General features: G+C 74.5%; 21 protein-coding genes and 1 pseudogene. 9 read left to right on the forward strand and 13 right to left on the reverse strand.

Annotated features, from left to right (window positions below):
• Positions 1-34: 34 nt before the first annotated feature.
• Together AB0K51_RS05060 and AB0K51_RS05065 are read right to left on the reverse strand one after the other, a co-directional pair.
• Positions 35-814, reverse strand: a complete 780-nt coding sequence (locus tag AB0K51_RS05060) for a GNAT family N-acetyltransferase (RefSeq protein ID WP_363450647.1) — start codon at positions 812-814, stop codon at positions 35-37.
• 83 nt (positions 815-897) lie between these two features.
• Positions 898-1869 carry an EamA family transporter gene (locus AB0K51_RS05065; protein ID WP_363450649.1) on the reverse strand — a complete coding sequence of 324 codons (972 nt, stop codon included), beginning with the start codon at positions 1867-1869 and terminating at the stop codon, positions 898-900.
• A gap of 80 nt (positions 1870-1949) precedes the next feature.
• Between AB0K51_RS05065 and AB0K51_RS05070 the strand changes: the two genes are divergently transcribed.
• From AB0K51_RS05070 to AB0K51_RS05090, 5 genes are all read left to right on the forward strand, one after another.
• Positions 1950-2834, forward strand: coding sequence for a LysR family transcriptional regulator (locus tag AB0K51_RS05070; RefSeq protein ID WP_363450651.1), 885 nt, complete (start codon positions 1950-1952; stop codon positions 2832-2834).
• A 207-nt stretch (positions 2835-3041) separates the two neighbouring features.
• A complete protein-coding gene (locus AB0K51_RS05075) occupies positions 3042-3167 on the forward strand; it encodes a hypothetical protein (RefSeq protein ID WP_363450653.1) in 126 nt (41 codons plus the stop codon).
• Between the two features lie 80 nt (positions 3168-3247).
• Positions 3248-3736, forward strand: a complete 489-nt coding sequence (locus tag AB0K51_RS05080; RefSeq protein ID WP_363450655.1) for a hypothetical protein — start codon at positions 3248-3250, stop codon at positions 3734-3736.
• Entirely contained in the window at positions 3733-4869 is a 1137-nt protein-coding gene (locus tag AB0K51_RS05085; RefSeq protein WP_363450657.1) for a hypothetical protein, read from the forward strand. The genes AB0K51_RS05080 and AB0K51_RS05085 overlap by 4 nt, the downstream gene beginning before the upstream one ends.
• Positions 4870-5000: 131 nt before the next feature.
• On the forward strand, positions 5001-5408 hold the full coding sequence (locus AB0K51_RS05090) for an Imm7 family immunity protein (RefSeq protein WP_363450659.1): 408 nt from the start codon (positions 5001-5003) through the stop codon (positions 5406-5408).
• 27 nt (positions 5409-5435) lie between these two features.
• On the opposite strand, the pseudogene AB0K51_RS05095 reads toward AB0K51_RS05090, so the two are convergent.
• Positions 5436-5597, reverse strand: a pseudogene (locus tag AB0K51_RS05095) (DUF6210 family protein); the annotation flags it as partial.
• A gap of 108 nt (positions 5598-5705) precedes the next feature.
• On the reverse strand, positions 5706-5900 hold the full coding sequence (locus AB0K51_RS05100; protein WP_363450661.1) for a hypothetical protein: 195 nt from the start codon (positions 5898-5900) through the stop codon (positions 5706-5708).
• 245 nt (positions 5901-6145) lie between these two features.
• On the opposite strand from AB0K51_RS05100, the gene AB0K51_RS05105 reads away from it, so the two are divergent.
• Positions 6146-6388: a hypothetical protein gene (locus AB0K51_RS05105; protein WP_363450663.1), complete on the forward strand. Its 243-nt coding sequence runs from the start codon at positions 6146-6148 to the stop codon at positions 6386-6388.
• A gap of 234 nt (positions 6389-6622) precedes the next feature.
• On the opposite strand, the gene AB0K51_RS05110 is transcribed toward AB0K51_RS05105, so the two are convergent.
• Entirely contained in the window at positions 6623-9448 is a 2826-nt protein-coding gene (locus tag AB0K51_RS05110; RefSeq protein WP_363450665.1) for an AAA family ATPase, read from the reverse strand.
• A gap of 201 nt (positions 9449-9649) precedes the next feature.
• Here AB0K51_RS05110 and AB0K51_RS05115 point away from each other — a divergent pair, with 201 nt between their 5' ends.
• On the forward strand, positions 9650-10270 hold the full coding sequence (locus AB0K51_RS05115) for a DUF5701 family protein (protein WP_363450667.1): 621 nt from the start codon (positions 9650-9652) through the stop codon (positions 10268-10270).
• 10 nt (positions 10271-10280) lie between these two features.
• Here AB0K51_RS05115 and AB0K51_RS05120 read toward each other — a convergent pair whose 3' ends face one another.
• Positions 10281-11153: an HAD family hydrolase gene (locus AB0K51_RS05120; protein ID WP_363450669.1), complete on the reverse strand. Its 873-nt coding sequence runs from the start codon at positions 11151-11153 to the stop codon at positions 10281-10283.
• Positions 11154-11326: 173 nt separating this feature from the next.
• Between AB0K51_RS05120 and AB0K51_RS05125 the strand changes: the two genes are divergently transcribed.
• Complete coding sequence (locus AB0K51_RS05125; protein ID WP_363450671.1) at positions 11327-11821, forward strand: DUF5709 domain-containing protein; 495 nt, start codon at positions 11327-11329, stop codon at positions 11819-11821.
• 8 nt (positions 11822-11829) lie between these two features.
• Here the strand turns inward: AB0K51_RS05125 and AB0K51_RS05130 are convergent, their stop codons facing one another.
• From AB0K51_RS05130 to AB0K51_RS05160, 7 genes are all read right to left on the reverse strand, one after another.
• On the reverse strand, positions 11830-12552 hold the full coding sequence (locus AB0K51_RS05130) for a carbon-nitrogen hydrolase family protein (protein WP_363450704.1): 723 nt from the start codon (positions 12550-12552) through the stop codon (positions 11830-11832).
• 133 nt (positions 12553-12685) lie between these two features.
• Entirely contained in the window at positions 12686-14047 is a 1362-nt protein-coding gene (locus tag AB0K51_RS05135) for a cytochrome P450 (RefSeq protein ID WP_363450673.1), read from the reverse strand.
• The gene (locus AB0K51_RS05140) at positions 14044-15033 is read right to left on the reverse strand and encodes a hypothetical protein (RefSeq protein ID WP_363450675.1); all 990 of its coding nucleotides are present in this window, start codon (positions 15031-15033) and stop codon (positions 14044-14046) included. The genes AB0K51_RS05135 and AB0K51_RS05140 overlap by 4 nt, the downstream gene beginning before the upstream one ends.
• Positions 15034-15168: 135 nt before the next feature.
• On the reverse strand, positions 15169-16860 hold the full coding sequence (locus AB0K51_RS05145; protein WP_363450677.1) for a hydrogenase maturation protein: 1692 nt from the start codon (positions 16858-16860) through the stop codon (positions 15169-15171).
• 118 nt (positions 16861-16978) lie between these two features.
• Complete coding sequence (locus AB0K51_RS05150; protein WP_363450680.1) at positions 16979-19792, reverse strand: BTAD domain-containing putative transcriptional regulator; 2814 nt, start codon at positions 19790-19792, stop codon at positions 16979-16981.
• Between the two features lie 183 nt (positions 19793-19975).
• Positions 19976-21736 carry a hypothetical protein gene (locus tag AB0K51_RS05155; RefSeq protein ID WP_363450682.1) on the reverse strand — a complete coding sequence of 587 codons (1761 nt, stop codon included), beginning with the start codon at positions 21734-21736 and terminating at the stop codon, positions 19976-19978.
• 264 nt (positions 21737-22000) lie between these two features.
• Positions 22001-22360 (reverse strand): hypothetical protein, encoded by a 360-nt coding sequence (locus AB0K51_RS05160; RefSeq protein WP_363450684.1) that lies wholly within the window; start codon positions 22358-22360, stop codon positions 22001-22003.
• Positions 22361-23070: 710 nt separating this feature from the next.
• On the opposite strand from AB0K51_RS05160, the gene AB0K51_RS05165 reads away from it, so the two are divergent.
• The gene (locus tag AB0K51_RS05165; protein WP_363450686.1) at positions 23071-24423 is read left to right on the forward strand and encodes a ricin-type beta-trefoil lectin domain protein; all 1353 of its coding nucleotides are present in this window, start codon (positions 23071-23073) and stop codon (positions 24421-24423) included.
• The last annotated feature ends 20 nt before the right edge of the window (positions 24424-24443 follow it).

Consider the following 24443-nt stretch of genomic DNA (forward strand, 5'->3'; position numbering starts at 1 on the left):
CACGGCCGTCAGCGGCGGCGGAGCGCCGGCCCGCTCAGCGCTGCCGGGCCGCCGCGAGCTCGCGCCACTCGAGGCCGAGCCGGCGGTAGAGCCGGATCGCCGGGTCGTTCCCCGCCTCCACCATCAGCGCGGCCCGCCCGGTCCGTTCCAACAGCTCGCCGACGACCAGTCCGCAGGCGGCGGCGCCGTGGCCGCGTCCCCGACCGTGCTCCGGGTCGGTGACCACCCCGGCCAGCAGCCCGACCGTGGGCGCGCCCCAGGCGTCCGCCGCGAGCGCGGTGAGCCGTCCGGCCCCGTCGCGCACCCCGGCCCAGGCACGTGCGCCGGGGCGGTGCGGGTGGGCGTACGAGGACGGGAAGTGCCGGTCGATCAACTCGGCCGCCTCGTCGAGCTCCTCGGCCCGCAGCCAGGAGGCCCCCGATTCCGCCTCCGCGGCCGGCGCGCCACCGGCTGCCGCCGCCTGCCCGAGAGCGCCCTGGACGGGGCCGCCCGCCGCGTCCATCCACCCGAAGGTGCCGAGCCACTCCAACTCGCGCATCTCGGCGCACAGTTCGCCGATCAGGGCGGCGTCGCCGAGCGGTCGGTAGTCGGGACCGGTCTGCGGCAGTACCTCACGCAGCAGCGGTGCCAGCTCCTCGACCGGTCCCCGGACCGCGATCCGGTCCCGCCCGGAGACGGCGGGCGAGGCCACGGCCACCGCGCGGCCGTGGCCCCAGGCCCGGGCGCCGGTGGTGAAGCCCTGGGCGGCCCACATCAGCAGGGTGTCGTCGCCGGAGGCGGCACGGAGTTCGTCGTCGCAGGTCAGTTCGAGCACGTCCCGCATTCTGCCTGCCGACCCGTCGCGGCCGGTCACCGGGCTCCGGAGGCCGGTGCCACCCGGCCTCCCGCACGCCGACCTCACCGGGGAACTGCCGTCTCCCCCACCGGAGTCGGTGCCTCGACCGGCACCGGCACCGCTTCCGCCCGCGCCGTCCGTGCCCGTTCCGGCAGCTGTCCGGCGACGATCGATGCGAGCGCCAGCGCGAAGCCGAGCAGTTGCACCGGGCCGAGGGTCTGGTCGAGCACCGCCGCGCCGAGGACGGCGGCGACCAGCGGGGAGAGCAGGCCGAGGACGGCGACCGAGGTGACCGGCAGGGCGGCGATGCCCTGGAACCAGAGCGCGTAGGTGAGCAGGCCGCCGATCAGGCCGAGCCAGAGGTAGCCGAGGGCTGCGCGACCGTCGATCGCGGGCGGCGCGCCCTCGACCAGGAAGGCGAGCGGGGCGAGGAACAGGCCGCCGGCGGTGAGCTGCCAGCCGGTGAAGGCGAGTGGACTGACGCCCTCGGGGCGGCCCCAGCGCTTGGTGAGGGTGGTGCCCAGTGCCATGGTGGCCGCGCCACCGAGGCCGGCGGCGACGCCGACCGCGTCGAGGCCGGCGCTCGGGCCGATCACCACCAGTCCGACGCCGACCACGCCGACCAGTCCCCAGAGCAGCCGGCGTCCGGACAGGCGCTGGCGCAGGACGGCGACGGCGAGCAGCGCGACGACCATCGGCTGCACGGCACCGAGCGTGGCGGCGACGCCACCGGGGAGGCGTTCGGCGGCGGTGAACAGCAGCGGCAGGAACAGGCCGATGTTCAGGATGCCGAGCAGTGCCGCCTTGCCCCACCAACTGCCGCGCGGGAGGACGCGGGTGACGGCGAGTGCGATCAGTCCGGCGGGCAGGGCGCGCAGCAGGCCGGCGAACATCGGGTGCCCGGGCGGCAGCAGCTGGGTGGTGACCAGGTAGGTGGTGCCCCACACGGCGGGGGCGAGCGCGGTGATCGCGGTGCGCGGCAGGGTGCCGAGGCGGCCGGACGGGGCGGCCGGGGCGGGGAGTCGGCTTGTCATGTCGAGAAGTCTGGTCCCGACCGGATCGATGAGTCCAACACATGTTTTTCACCGCATCGATCGTGGTTCATGATGGATCCATGGAACTCCAGCAGCTGCGCTACGTCCTCGCCGTCGCCGACACCCGGAACTTCACCCGGGCCGCCGAGCGCTGCCTGGTGGTCCAGTCCGCGCTCAGCCACCAGATCGCCCGCCTCGAACAGGAGCTGGGCGCCCGGCTGTTCGAGCGCACCAGCCGCAAGGTCCGGCTGACGCCGGCCGGCGAGGCCTTCCTGCCGCACGCCCGGCAGTGCCTGGACGCGGCCGAACGGGCGGCCGCCGAGGTCGCCGCGGCGGTCGGCGAGGTCCGCGGGCGGCTCGCCGTCGGCCTGATCCCGACCGTGACCGCGGTGGACATCCCACTGGGTCTGCGCGAGTTCCGCTCCCGGTACCCGCAGGTGCGGATCAGTCTGAGGGTCGGCGCCAGCGACGAACTCGCCGAGCTGGTCCGCCAGGGCGCGCTGGACGTCGCCTTCCTCGGCCTGCCCCCGACCGCCCGTCCGCCGGGCGTCGCCGTCCACGAACTCGCCCGCGGCCACCTGGTCGCCGTCGTCGCCCCCGACCACCCGCTGGCCGGCCGTCCGACCGTCGACCTGCGCACCCTCGCCACCGAGACCTTCGTCGACCTCCCCGCCGGCTCCGCCGGCCGCGCCCAGTCCGACCAGGCCTTCGCCGCGGCCGGCCTCACCCGCGACGTGGCCTTCGAGGTCACCGACGCCGCCTACCTCTCCCGCCTGGTCGCCCCCGGGCTGGCCGTCGCCATGCTCCCCGCCGCTTACGCCCCCCAGCTCCCCGGCGTCACCACCATCACCGTCACCGACGCCCCCGCCCGCGTCGAAACCGCGGTCTGGAACCTCACCGGCCCCACCCCCGCCGCCAACGCCTTCCTCGACCTCCTCCACATCCCGACCAACACCGATGCCTGACGATCCGTCAACCCGCACCTGCCCTTGGACCACACCTGGGCGATCTCGGCCGGACCCGGCAGCGGGTCACCGGTCGCTCTCGCCATCCGGTTTGGGCCCCGGTTGAACCGCCGCGAAGTAGGTGCCGTTTCCCTTGGTACGCGTGCCTGTTGGTAGCGCCGACGGCGCGGTGAGCGCCGTCCGGTCAGTGGTTGTGAGGAGGAAGTCATGCGTCTCTTCCAGCGTCTCTTCGGTGGTTCGGAGCGGTCTCGCGCGGTGTTCGGCGTGACCCGCAAGACCCGCGGCAAGAGCGACGTGGCCATCAAGCACGACGTGCGGCCGCTCTCGAAGTAACCCCACTCTCCCCAGCCGCCGTTCGGCCACCGCGTCGGCGGTCCGGCGGCTGGGGAGCCCGACCCGTTGGAGTGGCCGACATGACAACAGCACCTCGGATGGACGACTGGGTTCGCACCGACGGATCGCGGCCGGAGGCGGTCCGCACCAGCGTGCTGCGCCATTCCTGGTCGGTGTTCCGGTCCCGGCTGGCCCGGCGGCGTGGCAACAGCAGACTCGTGGAGCCCCCGCAGAGCACGGCGGAGGTGCTGGCCCGGCTGGCCGAACTGCCGTTGAGCGTCTGGACGTACGGCTTCGACCACGACTCGGTGCGGCACATGGGGCCGATGGCGCAGGATTTCGCTCGCGCGTTCGGACTCGGGCACTCGGATCGTGAGATCGACATGGTCGACGCCAACGGCGTCCTGATGGCCTGCGTGCAGGCCCTGCTCGGTCGAGTGGAGGCGATGGAGCAGCAGTTGGAGGCGATGCGACCGGCCCCGGCACCCGACGCTTCCGACGTGCCCGACGCGTCCGGGGTGCCCAATGCGTCCGCGGTGTCCGCGGCGCCCGCGGTGTCCGGGGGATGACGGCTCCGCCGCCCACCGTCCGGCTGGCCGACGGTGTCGAACGGCGTGACCGGGACGGCATCGTGGTGCTGGCCGCGCCGGCGGGCCGTTCCTACAGCGAGCTGCCCGTCCGGCTGCTCCCGTTGCTGGACGCCCTCGACGGCACTCGCACCGCTGACGAACTCTCCGGCCGGTTCGGCCCGGAGGCGGTGGAGGTCATCACCGGCCTTCGCGGCCACGGATTCCTCGCCGACTCACCCCCTGTTCGGGTCCGGCGAGTCGCCCTGACCTCCGACGGCCTCGAGGTGATGGGCGCCCACCGCATCGTCCGCCGGCTGACCGACCTGCTCCCGAGGCGGGTACGGGTCGCTGTCGGGTGGAGCGCGCTGGCCTTGACCGGCCCGTCCCTGGTGCTCGCGGCCGTGCACACCGCCGGCCCGGCGCCGGTGTCCGCGCTCGATCCGCTACCGGCCGGACTCGTGCTCCTGGCAGTCGCGTTCGGCCTGATCGTGATCCACGAGATCGCGCACGCCCTCGTGCTGGCACACCACGGACGGGACATCGGCGTGGTCGGTGTCGGTCTCTACTGGGGGGCGCCCTGCTTCTACGTGGACGCCTCGGCCGTCCTGCTGCTTCCCCGCCGAGCACGAATCGCGCAGGCCGCCGCGGGGTCGGTCGCGGATGCGGTACTGGGCGGGCTGCTCGTGCTCTCCACCCACTGGTTCCCGGAGCCCGTGTGGGTGGCCGTCGGCACCTGGGGAAGCGCCCTGTGCCTGAGTACCGTGGCGGTCAATCTTGCGCCGGTCCTCGAACTGGACGGCTACTGGCTGCTGTGCGACCTCCTCGGCGTCCGTGACCTCTTCGGTCGCTCGATGGCCGCGCTGCGCGATGTGCTGCGCAGGCAGGGCGTCCGGCAGGACCGGGGGCTCGCGCTCTACGCGGTGGCGAGCCTGGTCGTGGGCGTCGGGTTCGGCGCGGCCGCCGCCTGGGCCTGGTGGTCCTCGGCCGGCACCGTCGTCGGAGCGCTGTGGTGGCACGGCGTCGGCGCGACCACGATCGCCCTGGTGCTGTCCGTGCCCGTGGCTGCCCCGTTGCTCCAGCCGGCGGTGGCACTGCTCGGCAGGGTCCGGTCGGGGCCGCGTGCCGCCCGGTAGGGCCGTTCCCGTTCGCCCCGTTCCGGACCCCGTCGCACCGGGTACCGGACGGGCCGCCGAAGGCCGAGGTGGTCCGTAGCGGATCCGAGGGCGCCGGTCACCGCCCGGCCGATCCCGGCTATTCTCCCGGCATGTTCGAATACCACGGGTGGATCACGCTGCGGATGAGCGCAGGCGGTTCGGACGAGGACGACGAGTGGGACGACCTGATCCTGCCGGAGACCGCCGCGCGGGTGGAGGAGCGCATCCGCGCACTCGACAGCCCGGATCTGCTGCAGCTGCGGCGGATGAACGGTGAACTCTTCCTTCATCTCGGGGGCTTCCGCAACCACGCCGATCCGGAGATCCCCGCCCTCTTCCGCGAGGTCGGCCGCCTCGCCCCCGGCTCGTTCGGTGTGCTGTACATCCACGACGACGAACACCCGGTGCACAGCAACGAGTTCCGCGTGCTCCGCCTCGTCCGAGGCGAGGTGACCGAACACCGGGACGCCCTGCTCTCCCCCTGCATCCCGGTCCTGGAGGATCCCTGGATCAGCTGACACCCCTGACCGGGCGTCCCTGCTCCCCCAACCCTTCAGCTCCTTGACGAAGATCTCCTTCAAGTCGTGGTCCAGGTCCCGCCCGAGCAGGGGGATCAGATAGCCCTCCTGCTCGTACGGGATGCAATCGGATCCTCCGCCCTGGTTCTGGTAGATCACGCCGGTCGGCGCGGCCACGATGACGAACATCCAGCCTCGACCGGACCAACTGCCGTCAGGGTCGAGCTCGATGTACCTCCTGTCGCCGTCTGCGTCAGCCACGACCAGGAGCCGAGCACAGGCCAGCCGACTACCACGTCATGATCCGTAAGAGGGGTCCTGGACGTGCGGGGTGCGGGCCGGACGGGCCGGGGTGAGGCGGGCGAGGGAGGCCAGGCGGGCCTGGCGGGTCTGCCGCTCGACGGTGCCGCGGCAGCGGGAGCGGGCGGGCGGCTCGTCGGTGACGGTGAAGTGCGCTTCGGCGTAGAGGCGGAAGCGTTCGCGGCGGGTCATCGGGACCTCCGTGGCGGTTCGGGGGGCCTAATCGGAACACCGCCAAGCAAACCGGCTGCGGCCGGGCCCGATCAATGCGTAGCCGCTACCCATCGTCCGCGCCGAACACTGGGTACCGGCACGCCGGGGCCCCGCCTACCCACCCTTCCTGCCCCGGGTTGGGTACCGCTACGCATTGATCACGCCGGGCCCCCGCGCTTTGCTTGGCAGCATTCCCCCGCGCCTCCTCCCCCAGGGAGCCTCCGATGACCCTCGCCGTCGCCGTACCCCGCCCGCTGCCGTCACCCGAACTCCCGCTCTGGCTGGTCACCATGCCCACCAGCGGGCCGGACGGCGGCCGCGGCGAGCAGACCTTCGCGGTGCGCGCCGCCTCCCACCCCGCGGCCCTCGCCGAGGCCGCGGCCACCGCGCAGGCCCACCCGGCCCTGCGCCACCGCCGCGGCGCGGGCATCGACCTCACCGCCGCCACGGCCGTCCGCCTGCGCTGACACACCGTCAGGCCCGCACCCGAAACCCCCGCCACCTCGTCAGCACCGCCACCCGAACCCCCCGACGGCCCCTCAGCACCGCCACCCGAAACCCCCGACGCCTCGTCAGCACCGCCACCCGAGAGCCCGACGGCCCCTCAGCACCGCCACCCGAAACCCCCGACGCCTCGTCAGCACCGCCACCCGAAACCCCCGACGCCTCGTCAGCACCGCCACCCGAGAGCCCGACGGCCCTCAGCTCTCGGTCTCCGCCAGGGCCTCCGCCACCTCCTTGCGACCGACGCCGAGTTTGCGCAGCACGTTGGCCACGTGGTGCTCGACGGTCCGCGGCGACAGGAACAGCGCCTGGGCCACGTCCTGGTTGCTGGCGCCCTGCCCGACCAGTTCGGCGACCTGCCGCTCGCGCGGCGACAGCGCCTCGCCGTAACCGCGGCGGCCGGGCGACGCGGTGCGGCCGAGGCCGAGGTCGCGCCGGATGTGCTGGCAGCGCGCGGCGTCGGAGGCGGCGCCGAGGGTGGTGTAGGCGGCTTCCGCGGCGGCCAGGCGTTCGGCGGCGGTCTGCGGGTCGCGTTCGGCGAGGGCGCGGGCGAGGCGTTCCTCGGCGCGGGCGGCCTCGTAGGGGCGGCCGACGGCCCGCCAGGCGTCCCGGGCCCGCCGGAAGGCCTCGATGGCGCCTCCGGGGTCGGTGCCGTCGAGCAGGACGCCGCGGGCCAGGTCGAGGGCGGCCAGCGCGGCGGGGGCGTCGATGCCGTGCAGGGCCTCGGCGGCCTCCTCGGTGAGGTGCCGGGCCGCGCCCTCGTCGCCGACCGCCAGGGACGCCTCGACGGCGACCGGCAGCAGTTCGGCGCAGCGCGCCCAGGCGCCGGCCTGCCGCAGGGTGGCGACGGCGGGGGCGAGCACCTTGGCGGCGGCCGCGGTGTCGCCTTCGGCGAGGTCGAGGGCGCCGAGTCCGGCGGCGGACCGCAGCCCCGCGGTGACCTGCGACTCGCGTTCGCCGTAGCGGGCGGCGGCGGTGAACTCGGCGCGGGCGACCGAGAGCATGCCGCGGGCGGCGGCCATCCGGCCGAGCAGCATGGCGCGTTCGGCGCCGGCCATGGCGACGTCCGGGAACTCGGTGCCGAGTGCGGCGAACCGCTCCTCCAGGCCCTGCCACCGCCCGGCGTGCCCGTCCAGGCGCAGCAGGGCGATCCGGCTGTAGCACTCCAGGTAGGAGATGGCGGCCTGCCGGGCGAGCGCCCGGGATTCGGCGAGCAGGCGGCCGGCGCGCTGGTCGTGGCCGGTGTCCAGGGAGATGTCGCCGACGTTGTACAGCGCCCGGGTGGTCTGCCGGACGACCTCGGGGTTGGTGGAGTCGCGGGGCAGCCGGTCGAGCTCCGGCCACAGCGCGGGGTCGCCCTCGCGGGCCTGGAAGGTCAGCCGGGTGGCCCGGTAGGCGGCGGCGACCTCCTCGTCGGGTTCGGCTTCGAGTGCGGCGGCGGCCTTCGCCATCCGCTCCCATGCGGCGGTGCTGCCTCCGCCGCCGCGTTCGTCCATGGCGAGTGCGACCAGCGCGCGGGCGGCCCTGGCCGGGCGTTCGGCCAGTTCGTCGGCGGCCTGCTCGATCTGCGCGAACCCGGCCCGGTCGCCGCCCTGGACGGCGAGCCGCAGGCCGAGGGTGAGCCGGATCTCGCCGCGGTCGGCGACCGGCAGCCGGGGGTCGGCGATGATCCCGGCCAGCGCCTGGGTGCTGGCGGTGTCGTCGGCCGCGTTGGCGGCGATCGCGGACAGCGCGCGGGCGGCCCGGCCGCGCCGCTCGGGTCCCAGTTCGGCGTCGGCGAGCAGCTCGCGCAGCAGCGGACCGGCCAGCGTGGTGTCGCCGCGCTGGGCGGCCTGTCCGGCGGCGGCCTCGGCCGCCTGCCACCAGGCCTCCCGGTCGCCGAGCGCCCTGGTGTGCGCGGCGATCCGGCCGAGCGGACGCGGCTGCGCCCCGTTCAGCGCCCCGATCGCCCGCCGGTGCAGCGCGGCCCGCACCGGCCCGGGCACCGCCCGGTACGCGACCTGCCGGGCGGGCTCCCAGCGGAACGCGTACCGGGCGGCGGACGGTTCGGCCAGCACGCCCGCCCGCAGCGCCTCCACCAGTCCCGCCGACGCCGCCTGCGCCGGCAGGTCGGCCACCTCGGCGACCAGTTCCTCCGTCGCGGGCTCGCCGAGCACCGCCACCGCCTCGACCGCCCGCCGCGCGGACTCCCCCAGACCGGCGAGCCGCTCAGCGACCGACTCCCGTACTGCGAGCGGCAGTTGACGTTCCGTCAGCTCAGCGACGGGGTCGGGGTGCGGGCCACCCTCGCGCAGCGCCGCCAGGTCCTCCTCGACGGCCGTCGGCAGGCCGCCGCCGCGCTCGTACAGCGCCCGCGCCAGCGCCGGTCCGGCCGCCGCGCCGAGCGCCGCCCGGGCCAGCTCCAGCACCGCCGCCTCGTCCAGCGGCTCCACCCGCAGCACCCCGCCGGCCACCCCGGGCGGACGCCGGTACGCCGCCCCGAGCACGGACGCGCCCTCGGGCAGCTCCTCGCCCCGGTAGCTCACCACCAGCGTCAGCTGCGGCAGCGGGTCGCGGGCCAGCACCAGCAGCAGCTCGCGGGTCGCCCGGTCGGCCCAGTGCGCGTCCTCCACCACCAGCACCACCGGGCCGAGCGCGCCGAGCAGCGCCCGCACGCCCTGCACCAGCCGGTACGCCTCGTCCCCGCCGTCGACCGGCTCGGGCAGCCGCCCGGCGAGGTCCGGCAGCCATCCGGCCAGCGCCCCGGCGCTCGGCGGCAGCTGCGCCACCGGCGGCAGCAGCGGACCGCACTGCCGCAACGCGTCCAGCACCGGCCCGTACGCGGTCGGCTGCGCCACCGGGTGGCAGTACCCGGTCAGCGCCCGCTCGCCCGCCAGCGCCTCCGCCAGCAGCCGCGACTTCCCCACCCCGGCCGGGCCCTCCACCAGCACCACCGCGGGCGCCGCGCCGAACTCCGCGCGCAGCCGCTCCAGCTCGCGCTCCCGACCGACGAACCCCCACCGACCGGCCCGCGTCACGTCCACCCACCCCACCCGCCGGTCCGGGCGGACGGCACCCCGCAGCAAGCCTGGCTGACTCCCATCCCCCCATCATCGCGCCACCGCCGCCGAAGCCCGCGCCCGGCCCACCCCCCACGCCGTCCGACACTCCGTCAGCCCTGCGGGGAACACCGCACCGCGACAACCCGTTGACCCCCCGTCACCCACCCCGGCCCGAGGAGCGGCATGCCCTTCACCCCCACCTTTCCCTCCCTCCCCGCCCAGGCCGACCGCCTGATCTCCCTCGGCCTGGCCACCGCGGAGCTCCACACCGCCGTCGCCGTCCTCCCCGACCGCCCCGGCCTGCTCGCCCTCCCCCCGGCCGCCGCCCCGGCCTCCCGCCTCGCGCCGCTGGTCGCCCACCCCGGCCTGCCGGGCTTCGTGGTCGAGGACATGACCGATGTCGACGAGTTCGCCCCGCGCGCCGACCTCGACGTCCCGGCCGCCCCCGCGTACCTGCTGGAGGACGTCCGGCGCGGCGACGACCTCGCCAACTGGAGCCCCGACGAGGCCCTCCCCGCCCTCCACGCGGCCGACCGCACCCCGCTGCTGCTCACCGAGGGCCTGCTCTGGCTGCTCCAGCAGCCCGAGGCGCTCGAACGGGGCCGCTGCTTCATGACCATCGGCTCCCGCCGCCCCAAGCCCGACGGCCGCTCCCTGGACGCCCGCACCCCGGCGATCTGGATCAGCAACGGCACCGGCCGCGACGGCCGCTCCCGCCGCGACGCCCCCAAGGTCGGCTGGTGCTGGGCCGGCAACCGCCACACCTGGCTCGGCTTCGCCTCCGCCGCCCACCGCACCACCTGACCCGCCGCCGCTACGCCCCACCACCGCCGGATGCGCCGGGCCCGGCGCCCTGCTCCCCGCCTCCGAACAGCCCTTCCAGCACCTCCGCCACCCCGTCCGCGTCGTTCCCCCCGACCACCTCGTCCGCCGCCGCCAGCACCTCCGGGTGCGCTCCCGCCACCGCGTAGGACCGCCCGGCCCAGGCCAGCATCGGAAGGTCGTTGGGCATGTCGCCGAAGGCGACGGTCTCCGCGGGGCCGATGCCGTGCTCGGCGGCCAGTTCGGCCAGGGCCTCGGCCTTGCTGACCTTCAAGCCGATCGCCTCGACCAGCCGCTCGCCGTTGGAGTGGTACGCGGTGACCAGGCCGTCCAGGGCCGGGCGGGCCCGCGCGAGCAGTTCGTCGGCGCCGAGCGTCGCGTGCCGCCCGAGCAGTTTCGGCGCGGCCCGCCCGAACAGCTCTCCGTCGCCGACCCGGTCGACGACGGTGTCGGCGTCCCACTCGCCCGCCTCGTACCAGGGGTCGGCGGCCAGCCCGTGCGCGTACTCCACCGCCAGTCCGATCCCGGGCACGGCCGCGCGCAGGCGGGTCGCCGCCTCGGCGAGGACGTCCGCGGGGATGGCCCGTTCGGCGGTGACCGCGCCGGTGCGCAGGTCGTACCGGAAGGCGCCGTTGGAGCAGATCGCGGTGCCGCGGTGACCGAACGCGGCGGCGATCGGGGCCATCAGCCGCGGTGGCCGTCCGGTGACCAGGACGACCCGCGCCCCGGCCCGCTCCGCCCGGTTGAGCGCCGCGACGGTCCGCGCCGAGACGGTGCCGTCACTGCGGACGATCGTCCCGTCGAGGTCGGTGGCGACCAGCCGCACCGTCCCGCCACCGCCGCGCCCGAAGCCGTCCGCTCGCACCGCAACCCCAATTAGTAAACTTTCCTAACACACCTCGCGGCGATCCTCGCCCCACCCGCCCCCGGCGTCAAGACGCGCTCCCTCCCACCGCCCCGTGTTGCGGGGCGGGTCGCTCCCTGGCGAGCATGAAAGCGGGCTGGACCTCACCCCGAGTGACGAGGACAGGTGCTGACATGACCGACTGGGACGCCCAGGACCCGGAACCCGCCGAGGACGACGGCGTTCTCGAACCGGCCGATTCGCTGCTGACGGACCGGCTCGAGGACGACCCGCTGGACACCGGCCTGATCCCCGCGGACGGCTACCACGGGGCGACCGCGTACGGCACCACCCCGTCCGAGGCCGAGCGCGGCGAGTCCCTGGAGCAGCTGCTCGCCGAGGAGGAGCCGGACGAGCTCCCGGAGACGGTCGACGACCGCTGGGCCGAGGGCCCGTCCCCGCGGGCCGGCCGCCTTATGGAGGACGGCATCGACACCGAGGGCACCGACGTCGGCCGCGACGGATACGCCGCGAGCGCCGAGGAGGCCGCCGTCCACGTGGTCTACCCGGACGACGACGCGGAGGCCGAGTTCGACGACGCCGTCCCCGAGGAGACCCTGCGCGAGGCGGTCCGCTTCACCGTCCTGGACGATCTCGCCGACCGCGTCCCGGACGACGACTACCGCTGACCGCCCCCTCAGCCCGCCGGCGGCAGGTCCAGCTCCGCCACCAGCAGTCGCGGCCCGCTCTCGTCCGCCTCCGCCAGCACGGCCCCGTCCGGTGCCCACACGGCGCTGCCCCCGCAGCCCGTCCACGGCCCGGCGGGGCCGACGTGGTTCGCCAGCACCACGTACATCCCGGTCGCCTTCGCGATCGCCGGGTGCACGGTGCGCCGCTCCTCCCGCCCGCCCCCGGTGCCGTACAGCGAACTCGCCAGGTGCACCCGGCACCCCGCGGCGGCGTTCCGCGCGCTGACCTCCGGGAAGTGGTTGTCGTAGCAGGTCGCCAGCGAGTACCCCACCCCGTCCAGCGAGAACCGTCCGCCGCCCTCGCCCGGCGCGAACACCCCCTGCTCCTGCTCGTACAGGTGCTCCTTGGCGTACGTCGTCAGCACCGCGCCGTCCGGCCCGTACACCGTGCTCACGATCTGCGGCCGCCCGTCCGGCCCCGGCGCGGCCCCGTTGACCACCACCGCCACCCCCGATACCCGCACCGGGTCCAGGCGCGGATCCTCCGGCCCCGCCCACAACCCCCGGTCCGCGGCGATCTCCTCGAGCGCGTACCCCGTCAGCGCCAGCTCGGCCGTGACCAGCACCGCCGCGCCCGCGTCACGCGCCTGCCCGGCCAAGGCGGCGATCTGCCGGACGTTCGCCGCCACCTCCCCCGGCACACAGCTGAACTGCCCCGCCGCCACCCGCACCACCACGACCACATCCTCCCGAGAACCGACCCACCGAAGGGTATCCCCGGCGCGCACGTCAGTTCGGAGGTGGCGTCGGCCCCGTTCCCGCCGGGTGGAGCCGGAGGGAACGGAGCCGGTCGCCGACGAGCTGTCAGCGGGCGTGGACGGTCATCCGCAGGCCCCTGGGCGCGAGGGTGGCGCCCTTGGTCCAGGCGTCGCGCCGGCCGAGGACCGGGCGCAGCCGCCAGCGGGCGGCGATGGAGGCGAGGGCGAGCACGGCCTCGGTCATCGCGAAGCCGTCGCCGATGCACTTGCGGGCGCCTTCGCCGAACGGCAGGAACTCGCCGGTGGGCGGGCGGGATTCGCGTTGTCCGGCCCACCGGTCCGGGTCGTACCGGTCGGGGTCGGGGTAGAGCTCGGCGCGGCCGTGCACCTGGTAGGGGCTGTAGAACAGGTTGGTGCCGGCCGGGACGGGGTGCCCGCCGAGTTCGGCGTCGGCGGGCGGGCGCCGGCTGAGCAACCAGGCCGGGGAGTAGCGCCGCAGGGTCTCCTCGACGACCTGGCGGGTGTACGGGAGCTGGGGCAGGTCGTCGAAGGTCGCGGGTCGGCCGGCCAGGACCCGGTCGCATTCGGCATGCAGGCGCTGTTCGACCTCGGGGTGGCGGGCGAGCGTGCGCAGGGTGGTGGCGAGCAGCGAGCCCATGGTCTCCACGGAGGCGACCAGCATGTTGACCACCTGGTCGTAGATCTCGTCCTGATCGAGCGGCCGCTCGCCGTCCTCGGCGTGCAGCAGCAGGGACAGCAGGTCGCCGTGGTCGACGCCGGCCTGCCGGTAGTCGCGAATGTAGCGGTGGGCGTAGTCGCGCAGTCGGGCGTTGGCCCGGTCGTAGCGGGTCTTGGCGGGGGTGGGCAGCCGGTCGAACGGGGCGGGGGTGAGCATCCGCCGGTACATGCCGCCGAGCACTTCCCGCATGGTGTCGACGAGTTCGCGGTGCTCGGCGCGTTCCGCGGTGACCGCGAACATGGTGGCGCCGGCGATCCGGGAGGTGAGTTCGTGGGTGGCGGCGCCGACGTCGAGCGTCTCGCCGTCCCGCCAGGCGGCGGTGGTCCGGTCGATCTGATCGGTCATCAGGGCGGCGTAGCCGGGCAACCGGGAGCGGTGGAAGGCGGGTTGGAGGAGTCGGCGCTGGCGTCGGTGGTCGCGGTAGGGGCAGGTGACCAGGCCGTTGCCCGCGAACTCGCGGCCGCGGTCGAAGAACGCCCCGCCCTTGTCGAAGGTGCGGTCGTCGACCAGCATCCGGTGGACCAGGTCGGGGTGGCAGACCACCAGCGCGCGGACCGGGCCGAGCCGGATGGCGACCAGATCGCCGTGGGCGGGCAGGCCGCGCAGGAAGGCGTGCGGGTCGCGCAGCCAGGGCAGCAGGTGGCCGGCCAGCGGCAGGGCTCCGGGGGCGGTGGCCCAGGTGTAGCGGGTGGTGCGGGCAGCCGGGGCGGTGCGGCGGACGGCGGTCACGGCCGGGCTCCGATCGCGGTCAACTCCGGTGCGGAGGTGGCCTGGTAGCGGGCGGAGCGGGCTGCCCAGGCCTCGTTGGCGGCTATCCAGTCGCGCAGGCTCTGGACGAAGCGGTCGGCGGCGTCCTGCTCCGCCGGGTCGAGGGCGAGCCGGCGGTGGACTGCGGGCAGGTCGGCGGCGAGGGCCGCGAACCGGGCGGCCTTCCGGTGGGCGAGGCCGGCGGCCGCGGCGAGGGCGTCGGGCCGGGGCAGGCCGTCGGCACGTTCCAGGACGAGCACCAGGTTGTGCGGGTCGCCGAGGGCGGCCTCCTTGCCAACCGAGAAGACGTCGTTGGCGATCCCGACGAGCTCCGTGGCGAGCCCCAGCAACGCGCTGAACTCGGCGGCGCGGTAGGCGCGTTCGGGCATCCGGTAGTGCTGGATCCGCTCGCCGAGGTCGACGCACGGCAGGATGCCGACGGTGTCGCGGCGCAGTTCCAGGTAGCGGTCGACGGTGAGCGGGCCGCCGGTGCGGCGGTTGTCCGCCTCGACGACGTGCGAGAGGAAGTAGCTCCGCCAGTGGTCGGCGGCGCGGCGCTGCCAGTCGGCGGTCATGCCGCGGCGGCTGCGCTGCCAGAGGTCGGCGAAGGCGTGCACCATCGGCGCCGCGTCGGCGGCGGCCCGGTCGGCGTCGAGGACCCCGGTCAGGGTGCGGCAGATCCGTGCCGTGGCGCCCGGGTCGGCACCGAGCGGGCTGTCGAACTGATCGTCGAACAGGAAGAACAGGCTGAGCACGTCGAGGCCGAGGGTGAGGTCGTCGCCGCGCGCGTCCGGATAGCTGCGTGCGGCGAGTTCGGCGAGGTTCCAGCCCAGGTAGCGGTCCATCGCCGCGTCGTCGGGGATCAGCCGCTGCCTGCTCAGCCAGGCGGTGTTGGCACGGCGGGCCGCGTCCTCGTCCGGGCTGCGGCGTCTCTCGAAGGGCAGCGCCGGCTCGGTGGTGTGGGCCACGGACGCACCTCCAGTGGTTCGGTCCGCAAAGGGGAGCGGGCTGCTCCGATTGTCGGCTCGAACAGTTCCACGGACGGCTGCGCGGGCCGGTTCGAAAAGTTGGCCCGCGCAACCGTCCGGGTTTCCTGCTTCCCGTCAGCCGCGGAGGTGAGCGGGCGTGTCGGTGGGACAGACCTTGTGGACGAAGGCCCGCCGCAGCCCGTGGTAGGGCTCGTCGGGGTCGGTGAAGTTCCGCCGCATCCGGGCGAGTTCCTCAGCCCGGTAGGCGGCCAGCGGCTTGACCGCCTCGTCGGCCGCCCGCGTGCGCTTCTTCTCCAGCAGCCGTTCGGTGAGGTCGGGCGCCCCGGCAAGTTCGGCGGCCCGGCGGCGCACCCAGGTGCGGAACTCCTCGGCGGTGCCGGGCTGTACCCGGTCGACCAGGCCGAGCGCGGCGGCCTCGGCGGCGCCGACCGGCAGGGCCGCGGTGGTGAGCCGCTCGGCTTCCTCGGCGCCGACCCGGCGGGGCAGGCTGTAGGTCCAGTACTCGGAGCCGTACAGGCCCATCAGCCGGTAGTGCGGGTTGAGCACGGCGGCGTCGCGGCACCAGACCTCGTCGGCGGCGATGGCGAGCATGACGCCGCCGGCTGCGGCGTTTCCGGGCAGCGCGGAGACGGTGAGCTTGTCGGTGGTGGTGAGGATCGCCTCGACCAGGTCGTCCATCGCGTTGATGTTGCGCCAGGACTCCTCGGCGGGGTCCGCGGCGGCCTCGATGACGTTCAGGTGGATGCCGTTGGAGTAGAAGTCGCGCACCGGGCCGAGCACCAGCACGCTGGTCGGCCGGGCCTTGGCCGCGCGGTAGGCGGCGAGCAGCCGACGGCACTGATCGGTGCTCATCGCGCCGCTGGGGAAGGCGAATTCGAGGTATCCGACGGCTCCCTCCTCGCGGTAGCGCAGCTCCGCCCAGGTCTCTTCGACGCCGGCCCTGGCCGGCGTGGCGGACCATTCGGGCACCGCCTTCACCAGGTCGCCGAGGGCGAGCTGGGCGGGCAGCTTGAAGGTGACCGGGCCGCCGGGGGTGCGGCGTGGGCGCAGCTGCGGGATCCACACCGCACCGTCGACGGTGGCCCGGCAGATCGCGCCGTCCCGGGTGGCGATCACCGCGCCGGGCTCGCCGCGCAGCCGCTCCTCGGGGTGGCCGCCGTGCAGGAAGTACTCGCGGCCGTACAGCTCGTCGAGCACGCCCGGCTGGGAGTCGGCGGCGCGCAGCTTGCGCACCACGGTGGCGGTGTCGTCGGCGGCCCAGTCGATCCGGCGGTCCTGCTGGGTGTGCCAGGGCCGCAGCCGCCCGGTGACGTCGGGACGGGTGTAGTCGAGCGCCTCCGGGGTGAAGGTGCCGGAGGCGAACCGCTCGACCGCGAGCAGCGCGGCCTGCACGGCGGCGTCGGCGGCCTCGGTGCGGTACAACTCGCTCTTGCCGCACGGCTGGACGGTGAACGGCACGGACGCCCAGATCGGTCCGGCGTCCATCTCGGCGATCGCCTGCAGCACGGTGACGCCCCACTCGGCGGCGCCTTCGGTGATCGCCCAGTCCAGCGAGGACGGCCCGCGGTCGCCCATCGGCCCGGGATGGACGATCAGCACCGGATGCGCCTTCCAGACGTCCTCCGGGATCGCCCGCGTGAGCATCGGACAGAGGATCAGGTCGGGTCCGAACCGGGCCACGGCGGCCCGGACCGGCTCGTCGCCCAACGCGAGTTCCACGCTCACGGTGTGCCCGAGGGCGCGGAGTTCGGTGTGGATGCGCTGGGTGAGACTGTTGAACGCACTGGCTACGAGCAGGACGCGCACGGTGCCCTCCGGACGGGGTGTCGGGATGTCCGCAGGACGATGCGAAAGGTGCGGACGGCCAGGACAACGGGCCGTCCGGGCCGCCGGGTTCACCCCCTGGCCCGTACCGGGCCAGGCGTCAGGCTTCGGCGGTGCGGGCCCTGGCCAGGAGGTCTTCGACCGCCTTGACCGGTCCGGTGCTGCGACCCTGTTCGCGGGCGAGGCGCAGGGCCCGCTCCCACTGCTCGTGGGCCTCGACGGTGCGGCCCGCGTCGTAGTGGACCTGGCCCATGAAGTGGGCGTAGTCGAACTCGGCGTGGGCGTCGCTGCCCTGGGCCCGGCCGAGTTCCCGCATGCGCTCGATCTGGACCAGCGCCTCCGGGGTGCGGCCGAGTGCGTGCAGGACCTGGGCGTAGGTCTTGGTGGTGACGACCGTGAACGGGTCGAACTCCCGTCCGGCCAGCAGGTGCAGCGCCTCCTCGACCGGCTCCAGGGCGTCCTCGGGCCGACCGAGCACCACCAGGGAGTCGGCCAGGTTGTTCAGCGCCTGGGACAGCAGCCGACCGTCGCCCAGCTGCCGGCAGCCCTCGATGGCCGCCTTGATGTGTTCGACCGCGTCGGCCTCAGCGTCGGCGTCCGGCAGGAAGCTGGCCTTCATGGCCAGGAACCGGTGCCGCAACAGCGGCCGGTCGTCGCCCTCGGCGAGCTCCGCGGCCCGCTCGGAGCGCTGCAGCGCCTCCTCGTGGCGTCCCAGCCAGCCCAGCGACAGGCTGTGGTTGGAATACAGGTGCGGCCAGTTGTGGTCCTCGGCCTCGGCGGTGAGCGCGGCGAGCGCCCGGGACGCGACCTGCTCCCATTCGCGGAACAGTCCGGCGTCGTTGTAGAGGTATCCGGCGTTCTCCACCAGTCGGCCCGCGAACGCGGGGCGCCGCCAGTCGCAGGTCAGGGTGACCAGGTCGCGGATCGCGGGTTCCTCGGTGCGGAACCAGGTGAGTGCCCCGGCGGCGCCGCCGAAGGCCGGGGGCTGGTCGCCGGGCCGCGGCGCGGGGACGTGGCGGCGGGCGTCGGGCCGGGACGGTGCGACGGCTGCCGCGGCGGTGGCCAGGTAGTGGTCGACCAACCGGGCCAGCGCGGCGTCGCGCTCGCTCGCGGGGAGCTGCTCGGCGAGTTGCCGGGCGTAGATCCGGACCAGGTCGTGCCGGGCGAACCGCCCGGGCGCGGTCTCCTGGACCAGGTGGGCCAGGTGCAGCACGTCGAGTGCCTGGCGCGCGGCGCGCCGGTCGGTGTCGGCGAGCGCGGCGGCCGCCTGGATGCCGACCTGCTGCGCGGGGTGGACCCCGAGCAGCCGGAAGAGCTCGGCGGCCCCGGCGGGCAGCGTACGGACCGTCAGTTCCAGGGCCGCCTCGATGCTCAGGGTGCCCGTGGTGGCGAGGGTGGCCAGCCGGGAGCGCTCGTCGGCGAGTTCGCCGACCAGGGCGCTGAGCGGCCAGTCCGGGCGGACCGCGAGCCGGGCGCCGGCGATCCGGATCGCCAGCGGCAGCCCGTCGCACAACTCCACCACCCGCTGCGCCGCCGCCGGTTCGGCCGCCATCCGGGCCGGGCCGACCAGTCCCGCGAGCACATCGCGCGCGGCGGCGTGCTCCAGCGCCTCCAGCGCCACGATCGGCACCCCGTGCCCGGCTTCCAGGTCCATCAGCCGGTGGCGGCTGGTGACCACCGCGACACAGCCCGATTCGTCGGGCAGCAGCGGCAGCACCTGGGCCCCGCTGCGGGCGTTGTCGAGTACCAACAGGACGCGCCGGCCAGCGAGTTCGGCCCGGTAGCGGGCGGCGGCCTCGTCCAGGCCGGTCGGCACCTCCCGGCTGTCCACGCCGAGCGCCCGCAGCACGATCGCCAGGGCCTCCTCGGCGCGCAGCGGTTCGGTCTCGTCGAAGCCGCGCAGGTTGACCAGGATTCGTCCGTCCGGGAACCGTTCGGCGTTGCGCCGTGCCCAGTGCACGACCAGGGCGCTCTTGCCGACACCGGGCGGCCCGGCGACCAGGACCGCCCCGTCGCCGCCCGGTCGGGCGAGTTCGCCGAGCCGGGCGAGTTCCCGATCGCGGCCGGTGAAACCGCGCGGCTCGCGCGGGAGCAGGTCGACCACGGTCGGGGCGAGGAGTGTCCGCAGTGGCTCGCCGGTGGGGGCGGCAGGGCGATCCGATGCGGCAGCGGGGGCGGCCGCGGTCGTGGTGGGCGGGGCCGCCGACACCTGGACGAGCGCCTCCTGCAGTGCGCTGCCGGGCGTCAGGCCGAGTTCGTCCAGCAGTCGGGCCCGGGCCTCCTCGTACACGGCGATCGCCTCGGCCGGCCGGCCTTCCTGCGCCAGGCAGAGCATCACCAGCCGTACCAGCGACTCGCGCAGCGGGTTCTCCGCCAGCCGGTCCGTCAACTCGTCGGTCACGGACGGCCCCTGACCGTCCGCCAGCACGTGCTCGGCGAGCGCCTCGGTGGCCCGCAGTCGGACGTCCTCGAGCCTGGCTCCTTCGGTCTCCCGCAGCTTCGGCGAGTCGCAGTCCGTGAGGACCCGCCCGCGCCACAGACCGAGCGCCTCCCGCAGCAGCGGTACCGCGGCCGGCCCACCGGCGGTGCCCGCGTCGGCGAGCAGCCGCTCCATCCGCTGGACGTCGGTGTGACCGGGCTCGGTGCGCAACTGGTAGCCGGAGGCGGTGGTCTCCAGGCGCAGGCTGTCGTCGAGCAGGGCGCGGAGCTGGGACACGTGGCCCTGCAGGGCGGCCTTCGCGGTCGGGGGATGGTCCTCTCCCCACACCAGTTCGAGCAGCCGGTCGACCGTCACCTCCCGATTGGCGTTCAGCGCGAGCACGGCCAGCACCGCCCGTCGGCGGGCACCGCCGATGCGCACCACCGAGCCGTCCACGTCCCGGAGTTCCACCGGCCCCAGCAGCAGAACCTGCACGACACCTCGCTTCTCGCCGACCGGCCGAGGCGCTCCGACGCCCCACGGCGCCGGATGCCCTGCCCGGAGTCTAGACCCGCCCTTCGCAGGTCTTTGATCCCGTTCTGCGGCGACCGGGTTCGGGTGATCTCGACATCGAGGGGACCGATGGGACCGAGGCCCCGGCCCCCCCCGGGCCGGCCGTCAGCGGCAGGCGGCGCTGACGGTGTGGGCGAGGCGCTGGTACGGGTTGAACCCGGAGAGCTCGAGGGAACTGGAGACCACCCCGAAGAACGCCCGGCGCAGCCGGTGCCCGTCGGCGGGGGCGAGGCGGTAGGTGGCGCGGACGGCGAGGTCGGTGTCGATGAAGAGGGCGGCGTCCCGGTCGGCGGCCGCCGCGAGCGCGATGTGGCCCCAGATCGCACCGATCGCCTCCCGCAGCGCGGCTGCGGGAGCAATCCCGTACAGCCCGTTGGCGGCCAGCGCCGTGTCGAACGACTGCTGCCATCCGCCCGCGAGTTGACGGTAGGCGTCGAGGTCGTCGGCCTGGTCGCAGCGGGCCAGCACGCTCGCCGCGGCAGCGATGCAGCCGGCGGGTGCGGCGGTGCCGGCGAGCATGCGGCGGGTCACCAGGTGGGCGGTCTCCTCGACGGTACGCCGGTGGGGCTGCCAGGCAGCGGCCCAGTCGGGCGTGTGCAGGGCGGTGCCGGGCGCGGGCCGGACGGTGCGCAGCCTGGTGCCGGGCGCGGGCGGGGCGGCGGCGCGGGCGGTGTCACCGCCGGTGCGCTGGTAGGCGAGGAGTTGGCGGCGCACGTTGTAGCGCGGGATCAGCGGGTAGAACACGCTGAATCCCATGGCGTGTTCGGCCGCCTCGTCGTGTCCGGGCACGCCGCAGTCGCAGGCCAGGGCGGCGTCGGTGGACGCGGCGAGGGCGTGCCCGTAGTCGGCGGTGGCCTCGGGTCCGTGGTGGGCGAGGGCACTGAGGAACTCGTTGCCGGTCTCGTGGTTCAGGGCGTCCGGCACCGCGTCGATGACGTCGTCGTAGCGCAGCACGCTGGTCAGCACGCGGGCGGTGGAAGGGCAGGAGACGGCGGGGCGGAAGGTCCCGTCGAGGCCGGCCAGGTGGCGGTAGCCGGCCGATCCGGCGACCACCCGGACCAGCGGCGGGTAGAAGCCCTCCCACCAGCGGGAGACCACACAGTCCTCCGGGGTCGCGGCCGGTTCGTCGCGGTCGAGGGAGAGCGTGCCCTTCGCGGCGTCTTCCTGGAGTTCGTCCTTGAGGTAGGTGAGGGCCGCGCCCAGGGCCATCTCACGGGCCATCAGGTCCGGTGCGCTGCCGGTCAGGCGGGCGTACCCCTCGCCGGCGGCGCGCAGGTACGGTTCGGCGGAGTCGACGCCGGAGCCGTCAGCGGCACCGACGAAGTCGGCGGCCAGGGTGAAGCACAGCATGGAGGCGAACAGGTCGAGCTGGTCGAGGCCGGCCCGCGGGAAGGTCCACGAGTAGACCGCACCGAGGTAGTCCCGCATGGTCATCACCTGGTCGACCGAACCGGGGTTGCGCCGCCGGTACTCCGTCCACAGCCGGTTCGCCTCGCCGCCCTTGCTGGGTGAGACGGCGGCCAGCCCGGCCAGGCCCCGGGCGGTCCGGCCGCCGCCCTGGTCCCAGAGGGTCGCGGCGTGCCGCCCGGCGACCCTGCGCAACGTGTCGCCGACCGGCCCGGCGAGCAGGGCGTCCCGCAGGCCCGGCGACCGGGCCGCGACCAGGGCCTCCCGGGCGGCCGCGAGCCCCTCCGGGTCGCACGGGATCCGCGTCGACCGGTACGGCCGGTAGTCGGGCGGGCGGACCATGGCGGTCACCACCGCACCGGCCTCGGCCCGCCGGGGCGCGGCAGTACCCAGCCCGGCCACGCCCCCCGTCGCCAGTCCCGCGCTCTCGGCGCTCCACAGGGCCTCGGCCAGTCCCATCGCACTCTCCGTCCTCGGTCTCGGACCTCGCACGCGCGACTCGCCGCGACGGCGAAGGCGGCACGCACCCCCCTCGACGTGCGGCCCCCCTTCGCGGTTCACACCCCGCCCGCCCGCGGCCCGACCGCCGCCACCCGCACCACCGCGGGCGCTCGACCGCCCGACGGCCCCAGCACAGAAGCCGTCCGGATCACCGTCACCACGACGGCGTTCCGAACGGCTTCCCTTGCCCAGCGGGCGTCAGTGCAATGTCCGACGCCCGAGTCAGCCGGCCTGGTTGGTGTCGGTCAACTCGGGCTGCTGCGGGGCCTGCGGCTGCGGCTGCGCGGGCACGGAGGCGGTGGCCCGGGTGCGGTTCGCCAGCGACCGGACGAAGTTGACGACCATCACGACCGGCAGAATGAACGCCTTGAAGAAAATCATGTACGTGCCGCCCTCGAAGAGGAATCCGAGGTAAAAGCCGTAACCGACGAAGCCGACACCGGCAACCGCATTGAAGATGCGCCAGCCGTTGCTCAGGCCGGAGTTGTTGAGCAGGCCGATCCCGACCATCGCCACGCCGCTGATGAGCAGCAGCACGACATACCAGGAGAAGAGCGGTTCGGCACCGAAATCGATGTTCACAGGATTCCGCACCCGATTTCCCGCGGCAGGCACGGACACCCGGGCGGGGTTCCGGAATGGGGGCGGAATTCACGGATAAATCCGGACCGAGTCGGACGATTCGCGGACATCAGCCGCCACCGCACCGCCAGGCTCCGCACCCGCCGCGACCGTCGTCGCGGACCGGCGACCTGCGCGTGGCGACAGTGCGGCCAGTCCCGCGACGCGATCGAACGCCGCACCCATCGACCGCCGACCCGCCGTTGCGCCGCCCCGGATTTCGCGGGCCGACGAGAAACTTTCACTCGCCCCGCAGCACGGACGGCAGCCGCCGCACCCGACGAAGCGTCACCACCGCACCGCCGGTCGAACCGGCGCCCCCGGCCCTGAGCTGGCACGTCGCGCGCGACGGCGGCCGGCACCCGCAATCGTCGCGCCACCGACCTCGAAGCCGGCCCGCCCGCGCCGGAGTTGACTGCGTGCGCCGAGCGATGCACGCTGCCGCCGTCGCCCTCACAACACTCTGCACGTGCCTTCGAGGAGCAGACCTTCACCCGAATGTGAGCGCTCACATTCGGCGAGCCCCGCACCACAGTGCGCCTCAGGCGGTGCCCCACCCGCGCGCAGCACCGCGGGTCCGACCGCGCGTCATCGGACCGTTTCAGCTGGACGACGGAAGATCCGCCTGCCAGCGCCCTGAGCTCCTGTCCACCCACAGCGAAGGAAGAGCCATGAAACGCAGATCCCTGTTCACACCCGTGCTGGCCTCGCTGGTCGTGATGCTGGCCGCGATCAGCATGACGCTGGGCTCCGGCGCCAGTGCGACCGCCGCTCCGGTCAGGGCCGCCGCCGTCACCGCTGCGGGTAGCGCCGGCTGTGGCAAGGCGCCCGCGCTGGCGAGCGGCACCCACACGATCTCCAGCAGCGGCCAGAACCGCACGTACATCCTGCGGGTCCCGGCCAACTACGACCAGAACCGTTCCTACCGGCTGGTCTTCGGCTTCCACTGGGTGGGCGGCACCGCCAACGACGTCGACTCCGGCGGCACCGACGGGTACAACTGGTCCTACTACGGGCTGCGGCGCCTGGCGGACAACGACAACAACGGCACCGTCTTCGTCGCGCCGCAGGGCATCAACAACGGCTGGGGCAACTCCAACGGCCAGGACCTCACCTTCGTCGACGACATGACCAGGCAGCTCGAAGCCGGCCTGTGCATCGACACCACCCAGCTGTACTCGACCGGTTTCAGCTACGGCGGCTCGATGACCTACGCGCTCGCGTGCGCCCGGCCGACGGTCTTCCGCGCGGTCGCGGTCTACTCCGGGGCGAACCTCAGCGGCTGCAGCGGCGGCACCCAGCCGATCGCGTACATGGGGCTCCACGGCCTCCGGGACAACGTCCTGCCCATCTCCGGGGGACGGGCGCTGCGTGACCAGTTCGTCCGGAACAACGGCTGTACCCCGCAGAACCCGCCGGAGCCCGCGTCCGGCAGCCTGACGCACGTCGTCACCGCGTACTCCGGGTGCAAGTCCGGGTATCCGGTCGTCTGGGCCGCGTTCGACGGCGCGGGCCACGACCCCGGCCCCATCGACGGGTGCACCTGCGACGGCTGGCACACCTGGACGTCCGGCGAGGTGTGGAAGTTCTTCAGCCAGTTCGGCTCCGGCACCACTCCTCCCCCGCCGCCCGGCAGCAACCAGGAGATCGTGGGCCAGGCGTCGGGCCGTTGCGTGGACGTCGGCGGCGCCTCGACGACCAACGGCACGCAGACCCAGCTGTGGGACTGCCACGGCGGGACCAACCAGCGCTGGACCTACACGGCGGGCAAGCAGCTCATGGTCTACGGCAACAAGTGCCTGGACGCCTCGGCCAAGGGGACCAGCAACGGCACCGCCGTGGTGATCTGGGACTGCAACGGGCAGACCAACCAGCAGTGGAACGTCAACTCCGACGGCTCGATCACCGGAGTGCAGTCCGGCCTCTGTCTGGACGCGACCGGCACGGGCACCGCGAACGGGACGAAGATCCAGCTGTGGGCCTGCTCCGGCGCGGGCAACCAGCAGTGGAGTCTGCGCAGCTGAACCAGTACGTCGGGGCCGGT

This window comes from Kitasatospora sp. NPDC049285 (assembly GCF_040678815.1).
Classification (GTDB): Bacteria; Actinomycetota; Actinomycetes; order Streptomycetales; family Streptomycetaceae; genus Kitasatospora.

Bases quoted from the DNA above. Each gene is read 5' to 3' on its own strand.
- AB0K51_RS05090 (WP_363450659.1), top strand. From the start codon at position 5,001: ATGTTCGAATACCACGGGTGGATCACGCTGCGGATGAGCGCAGGCGGT.
- AB0K51_RS05065 (WP_363450649.1), bottom strand. From the start codon at position 1,869: ATGACAAGCCGACTCCCCGCCCCGGCCGCCCCGTCCGGCCGCCTCGGC.
- AB0K51_RS05085 (WP_363450657.1), top strand. From the start codon at position 3,733: ATGACGGCTCCGCCGCCCACCGTCCGGCTGGCCGACGGTGTCGAACGG.
- AB0K51_RS05125 (WP_363450671.1), top strand. From the start codon at position 11,327: ATGACCGACTGGGACGCCCAGGACCCGGAACCCGCCGAGGACGACGGC.
- AB0K51_RS05080 (WP_363450655.1), top strand. From the start codon at position 3,248: ATGACAACAGCACCTCGGATGGACGACTGGGTTCGCACCGACGGATCG.
- AB0K51_RS05100 (WP_363450661.1), bottom strand. From the start codon at position 5,900: ATGACCCGCCGCGAACGCTTCCGCCTCTACGCCGAAGCGCACTTCACC.
- AB0K51_RS05070 (WP_363450651.1), top strand. From the start codon at position 1,950: ATGGAACTCCAGCAGCTGCGCTACGTCCTCGCCGTCGCCGACACCCGG.
- AB0K51_RS05075 (WP_363450653.1), top strand. From the start codon at position 3,042: ATGCGTCTCTTCCAGCGTCTCTTCGGTGGTTCGGAGCGGTCTCGCGCG.
- AB0K51_RS05105 (WP_363450663.1), top strand. From the start codon at position 6,146: ATGACCCTCGCCGTCGCCGTACCCCGCCCGCTGCCGTCACCCGAACTC.
- AB0K51_RS05165 (WP_363450686.1), top strand. From the start codon at position 23,071: ATGAAACGCAGATCCCTGTTCACACCCGTGCTGGCCTCGCTGGTCGTG.
- AB0K51_RS05115 (WP_363450667.1), top strand. From the start codon at position 9,650: ATGCCCTTCACCCCCACCTTTCCCTCCCTCCCCGCCCAGGCCGACCGC.
- AB0K51_RS05155 (WP_363450682.1), bottom strand. From the start codon at position 21,736: ATGGGACTGGCCGAGGCCCTGTGGAGCGCCGAGAGCGCGGGACTGGCG.